Raw genomic sequence first — 5,998 nt, 5'->3', positions numbered from 1 at the left:
GAAGGAAGATTAAATAGGCCTTGAAGTTTAGTTACTATTTGCGTGTTGATATTAGAACTTAAATACGCCTTATATTAAGGAGTATTTCATATTTACCGTCAGCATTTATTAAAGAATCTTTATAAATTTAATGTTCGAATTAATTTCCTCAACCATTGAATCATTAAACCAGAGGATTTTTTTACTTTTGGGCTGTACTATTTTAGGGAATAGTAACAGCTAAAATGATATTTTATTTAAAAATCTTTACTTAAAGAGAAAGGATGTAAGCATGCTTTAAACAATTCTAATTTCAAGTCTTCATCTGCTTTGTTTAACGTTTCATCCTGATCTTTTTGTATTTTTTTACGTATAAATTGCTCATTAGTAACATCTTCCTGTTTATAAAAATTTTTAGATTCTTCTTTAAAATCATCAATTTCCAATAATTTATCAAATATATTGTTAATTAGTGGGCTACCTGCATATAATAGCGATTCTGTTTCTTCACATGAAAATTTAATGTACATAATAAGTTTTTTCAAAGCGTTGATTTCGCTTTGTTTTAAAACTAAACATTTTTCTGTAGTATTACTCATGTTAACAACTTCCTCTAGCTTTTAGTTGATTCTGCATCATTTTAAGTCTTTTATCATATTTTAGGCTATTAAATCTTCCATAAGGATTTTTACCTATATGAATTATTTGAGAGCTTTCTAATTTAATTTTACCTGTATGATAGAACTCTAATTCTGATGACCTTTTTATATTGGCCATTTGTGCTTCGTTAACTTTAAAAACTATTGCATAATCCCCTCTTCCTGAATGAGTTGCTTGATCTAAGAAAATATTAGTCATTACATCTTTTGGGGGCATTAAAATATCAGTAATGTAAACCTTACCTTTTGTATTTTTTTCTATTATACCAGTATTTTGGATTCCTTCTAATCCTGCTAGATTCGTATAATGTATAAATACATTTTCACCGCTTAGTCCTAATGAATCAGTCCAAGTCAACCCATTAGGCGCATACTGATACAGATTCAAACCACCAGCTAAACCAATCGGATCCGGCTGAGTAAAGCGGCCTATATCCGGATCATAATACCTGAAAGTATTGTAATGTAAGCCGGTTTCTCTGTCTAAATATTGCCCCTGATATCTGAGGTTTTGTTCTACTGATTCGTGTGCGATTTCATGAATCCGCTTTCCCCATAACTGAAAGCTACATTCCCACAGTATTGCACCGTTTGCATCGGTCAGTTCTTCCGGGCAGCCATTCAGGTCGGTGTGGAAGTACATTACCCTTTCTGGTTCATTACCTCGTTTATCTATCCGCGCCAGTGGTTCGTAGCTGTGCTGGTCGGTATAGATATACAGGCTGGTAGGGTGATTCGGGCCGGTTTCCTGAATCATTCTTAACCCGTCTCACAGGAAGCGGGTACGGTTGTAGGGTTGGCCGTCGCGGTCTATCTGATGTTTTCCATACTCTGGTCAAATACACTTTTTCAGCACCTGTATAAATCGCATAATGCTGCAAAATTATTTATAATGTTGAACACATTTAATGAATTTTAATCTCCAGTTATCCTTAATTTTTTTATTTTCCTTTTATCCAGATTAATTATTAATTTATCAAGTTCATTCCTCTTAGTTTTAATCCTTTCTCTAATTTCAACCAATTCAGACAAAAAGCTATTGGAACTCTTAGAATTAAAATTAATATCTACTTTATAGTAATCTTTTATTTTTTTTAACTCTTTAAAACTACTCCAGCGGGTTGATGAGCTAAATATTTCAGAATGTAGTTCTTCACTCATAACAAAATTATTATTATCTCCATTCTCAAAAATTACTAATATATCCAATCCCATAATTACCTCTGCTTTGAAAAAATTAAAATATCTGTTACTTTCATATCTTTAAATACTTCTTGTGGAAAGGCAGTAACTAAATCACCATTAGACTCCACTACAACTCTAGCTTTATTTAAGTTGGTACCTTCGGGAGTGACGCCTACTATTTTATTAGGCATTGTTTTTTCATATATAAATCGGTCACCATCTTTGATTATTCTATCTGGTTTCCTAAAAACATTTCTTACAGTACTTTTCATTTCAGCATTATTCAAAGTCCATTTACTTTTATGCTCCCAACCAATTTTATTTCCAACATGTCTATTTTTTACATGTTTGACACCAGCTTTCGTTAAATTAATTTTATTGGGAGTACAACTCCAACCCCACGGATCGACCCAAGTCAACCCATTAGGCGCATACTGATACAGATTAAACCCACCCAGCAACCCAATCGGGTCTGGCTGGGTAAAGCGTCCTATATCCGGATCATAGTACCTGAAAGTATTGTAGTGTAGTCCGGTTTCTCTGTCTAAATATTGTCCCTGATACCTGAGGTTTTGCTCTACTGATTCATGTTCGATTTCATGAATCCGTTTACCCCATAGCTGAAAGCTGCATTCCCACAGTATTTCACCGTTTGCATCGGTTAGCTCTTCCGGTGCTCCATTCAGATCGGTGTGGAAGTAGCGGATATGTTGTTCATAGTTGCCGTCTGTGTCTATCCGCGCCAGTGGTTCATAGCTGTTCTGGTCGGTATAGATATACAGGCTGGTGGGGTGATTCGGGCCGGTTTCCTGAATCATTCTTAAGCCGTCCCACAGGAAGCGGGTACGGTTGTAGGGTTGGCCCTCGCGGTCTATCTGATGCTTTTCAATACGCCGGCCAAGGGCGTCGTAAACATACCCATAACGCTGGCTGCGGCCTGTTTGCTCAATGCGTACTTCGCTCAGGCGGTGTTCGGCGTCGTAGTGGTAGTGCTGGGTAGCACCGATGCTCTGTTTGGTCTGGGTTCTGCCGTGCTCGTCGTAGCGGTAGTGGTGTCCTCTGAAATGCAGTAGCTGGTTACAGCGAATCAGGTTGTAATTGCTGTAGTCCTCTCTGTATTTGCTGTCCAGCAGGTTGGCGGCAGCATCGTATTGCAGGGTTTCCCAGTATCTTTGGTTACGACAGCCTTCGATTCTGCCGGTGTGATCATAGCGGTAATCGGTCTGGCCGTGTTTGCTGTGCTTTTTGCTTACTAATCGGTCGAGGTTGTCGTACTGGTAGCTGCGTTCGAGCAGGATATCAGGCAGGATGGGATTCTGATTGCGCTGTATCTGTTTGTGTTGCAGCCGGCTGTTGCGGTCGTATTTGAACTGGGTGTTCAGGCGTCCCTGAGTGCGTAATACTTCGCGGTGCAGGTTGTCGCGTTCGATGTCGCTGATGATGTTGCCGTCGATATTTATCTGGTGCAGGTGGCCGGAACCGTAATAGAGGTTGTTGATGGTGCGCCCATCCGGCAGGGTGGTGGCGATGCGGTTACCCAGTGGGTCGTACTGGTGGCTGAGGGTGCCCTGTGCGGTGGTTTCGCTCAGCAGGTTGCCCAGCTGGTCGTAGCTGAAGGTGATGAGGTCGGGTTCAGCTTCTGCGGGCAGGCCGGCTTTTTTGTAGCCGACTTTGATAAGGTTGTCGGCTTGGTCGTACTGGTAGGCGGTGTTGCCGTCGGTGGTGTATTTGCCGATCAGGCGGCCGATGGCATCGCGTTTGAAGCGGTGGGTGATTTCGGCACTGCTGCCGGCAGCAAAGTGCACGGCGCTGACGTTATTCAGTGCATCATAGCTTAGTTGTTGTTTACGCCCGTCCAGATCGGTCTGTTCGATCAGGCGGTCGGCAGCATCGTATTGAAACTGGTAGTGTTCGCCGTTTTCGTTGATGAGGGTGTTGAGGCGACCATAGGCATCGTAGTTAAAGCCGAGTTTGCGTCCGGCAGCATCGATGCGGGTGTGTACCAGTCCGCGCGGGTCGCGCTGGTAGTGGGTGCTGTGGCCGGCGGGATCGGTATAGGTCAGTAGCTGGCCGGCACTGTTGACGCGATAGTGTTCCTGTCTGCCGTCGGTTAAGGTTACGCCGGTAAGCTGGCCGGCGGCGTTGTACTGGTATTTGCTGCTGTTGCATTGGGCGTCGGAGATGCTGCTGAGATTGCCTGATGCATCGTAATAGAGATGGGTGGCGGTACCGGAGCAGTCTCTGTGCTGAATCAGTTGGCCGTTCTGGTTCCAGCGCAGGTATTTTTTGCCACCGCGGGCATCGGTTATTTGACTATCTGGCCATGCTGGTCGTACTGGTAGTGGGTACGCTGTTTCATGGGATCGATAACGCTGCGCAGGTTGCCGCGCTGGTCGTAGTAGTAACGCCATGTGCTGCCATCGGGGTCGACGCTGATGGTGGGTAAAGCCCAGTGTGGCAGCCACTGGGTTTGGCTGGTACGGCCGAGGGGGTCGGTTTCTTCAGTTTGACGTCCCTGTTCGTCGTAACTGTAGCGCCACTTCCCACCCTGCGGATCGGTGACGCTGATCAGTTGCTGGTTTTCGTTCCAGTCAAATTCGGTGGTCTGCCCTAGGACATCAATGTAACGGGTGAGTTGATAGACTTCGTTCCAGTAATGCTGGCTTACTCGACCCAGGCTGTCATACGCAGTAGTCAGGCGTTTGCTTAGGTCATACTGGAAGCGGTAGTCTTCCAGACGTTTGCCATCGGCTTCACTCCAGTGACGGATGACGCGCCATTCGATGCCATCTGATCCGCTGAAGCTATCCCACTGGTAATGACACTGCAAGCCGGTGGGCAGGCGGTGGTAGTTCATGCGCCGGCCGTTGTCGTAGGCAAATTCTCTGGTGGGGCGGTTTTCTGCATCGATGACTTGTTGCAGGTCACCCTGTTCGTTGTAGTGGTACTGGCTCAGTAGCTGGCTGCTGCCATCGGCTAGTTCTCTTTTGATGTGGGTGACGCGCTGGGGATGGCGTTTATCCTGATAGTGCAGGGAGATGGTGGCGGTGTTGTTGTCGGCGCTGATGTGGCTGATGCGGCTGTGCTGATCGCGGTAGATAAACAGGTGGTTGTCGTTGCGGTCTTGCAGCAGGGTGAGGTAGAGGCGATTAGGCTGGTTGGGATCGGGTTCAAACAGGCGGTAGATGCCGTCATCGTCTTCGATGATCCAGCGATTCTGTTGGCCACGGCGGATGGTGAGGTTTTCGTTTACGCCGCGGATGCCTTCGCCCGGCTGCAAGGCTTCGATCTCAAGGCGCCGGCCTTGTTCTTCTATGTAGACGGCGGAGCAGGAGCCGTCTGGCTGCGGGGAGATTTCCATTTCTACTTCATAGGGGACGCTCCAGCCGGCGCCGAACATGTTATGGGTTCGTTCGTCTCTGCTGCTGTAGAAGCGTTGCCATTCGATGGGGAAATGGGCGGGGATGGTGAAGTCGAGTTCTTCCTGGTCTGTAAGTATTTTGGCGCCGGTAGGTAGATGGACGGGATTGCCTAGAAAAACAGTTGATGCAGCCCTTGTCCCTTGTGCTGTAAGATGGCTGAGAGCAACACCGGTGAAAAAATCTTTCCCAAAGCAGACTATTTTGGTACACAGTTTTCCGGGACGCAATATCGCTGTTGCTACGGAAACTATCAGGTTGATGGGATGTTTGCCGCTTTTGATTTCGCGCACGACAATGGGTTCACCACCGATGCGCACGTTGTTGGAAACTCTGACGCCACCTTTGCAGTTGTCGGTGACTTTGGCTTCGCAGGTGCTGCGGTCGTTGCTGCGTACGGCAGGCTGGCCGTTGATGTAGACTTTGCTGGAGCCTTCGGCCATGTATTCGGCACTACCGGTTAATGTGCCCCAGCCTGCGCTGAGTATGTCGATACCGCCTTCGATAATGCCAAGTGGTGAGATATCTGGTAATTTCTCGGAGTATTTGCTACCCAGATCGGAGAATGAGGATGGGTGTTTGTGGCAAATGATTTTGTCGTCTTCTTTAGGGACAGCCCGTGGGTCTGGAGAGGCAACGGTGGGTCTGACCATTTCTTTGGCTATTAGTGCTGCACCACCAAAGATGCCAGCAGCAATATCGATGAAGGTTGTGGGTTGTTGCGGTTGTTCGCTGCTATCGACTAGTTCTATGCTT

General features: G+C 46.2%; 5 protein-coding genes. All 5 read right to left on the bottom strand.

All coding sequences use genetic code 11. The annotated features are described in order from the left end of the window. Positions 1 to 236: 236 nt before the first annotated feature. Positions 237 to 578, bottom strand: a complete 342-nt coding sequence (locus BGI33_RS07385) for a hypothetical protein (protein WP_100090607.1) — start codon at positions 576 to 578, stop codon at positions 237 to 239. 1 nt (position 579) lies between these two features. Beyond that, complete coding sequence (locus tag BGI33_RS07380) at positions 580 to 1,395, bottom strand: RHS repeat domain-containing protein (protein ID WP_100090606.1); 816 nt, start codon at positions 1,393 to 1,395, stop codon at positions 580 to 582. A 158-nt stretch (positions 1,396 to 1,553) separates the two neighbouring features. Beyond that, positions 1,554 to 1,853: a hypothetical protein gene (locus BGI33_RS07375; RefSeq protein ID WP_100090605.1), complete on the bottom strand. Its 300-nt coding sequence runs from the start codon at positions 1,851 to 1,853 to the stop codon at positions 1,554 to 1,556. A gap of 2 nt (positions 1,854 to 1,855) precedes the next feature. Further along, the gene (locus BGI33_RS07370; protein ID WP_144235399.1) at positions 1,856 to 4,234 is read right to left on the bottom strand and encodes an RHS repeat-associated core domain-containing protein; all 2,379 of its coding nucleotides are present in this window, start codon (positions 4,232 to 4,234) and stop codon (positions 1,856 to 1,858) included. After that, the coding region (locus tag BGI33_RS12920; RefSeq protein ID WP_144235398.1) for a DUF6531 domain-containing protein at positions 4,129 to 5,998 on the bottom strand (1,870 nt) is incomplete at its 5' end. The genes BGI33_RS07370 and BGI33_RS12920, both read right to left, overlap by 106 nt.

Origin of the sequence: Snodgrassella alvi, assembly GCF_002777425.1 — a bacterium.
Classification (GTDB): Bacteria; Pseudomonadota; Gammaproteobacteria; order Burkholderiales; family Neisseriaceae; genus Snodgrassella; species Snodgrassella alvi_B.
The sequence above is the reverse complement of the archived record's forward strand: the minus strand, read 5'-3'. Positions and strand labels throughout refer to the sequence as shown.

Coding starts and splice junctions, on each gene's coding strand:
- BGI33_RS07385 (WP_100090607.1), bottom strand. CDS start 578: ATGAGTAATACTACAGAAAAATGTTTAGTTTTAAAACAAAGCGAAATC.
- BGI33_RS07380 (WP_100090606.1), bottom strand. CDS start 1,395: ATGATTCAGGAAACCGGCCCGAATCACCCTACCAGCCTGTATATCTAT.
- BGI33_RS07375 (WP_100090605.1), bottom strand. CDS start 1,853: ATGGGATTGGATATATTAGTAATTTTTGAGAATGGAGATAATAATAAT.
- BGI33_RS07370 (WP_144235399.1), bottom strand. CDS start 4,234: ATGGCGTTACTACTACGACCAGCGCGGCAACCTGCGCAGCGTTATCGA.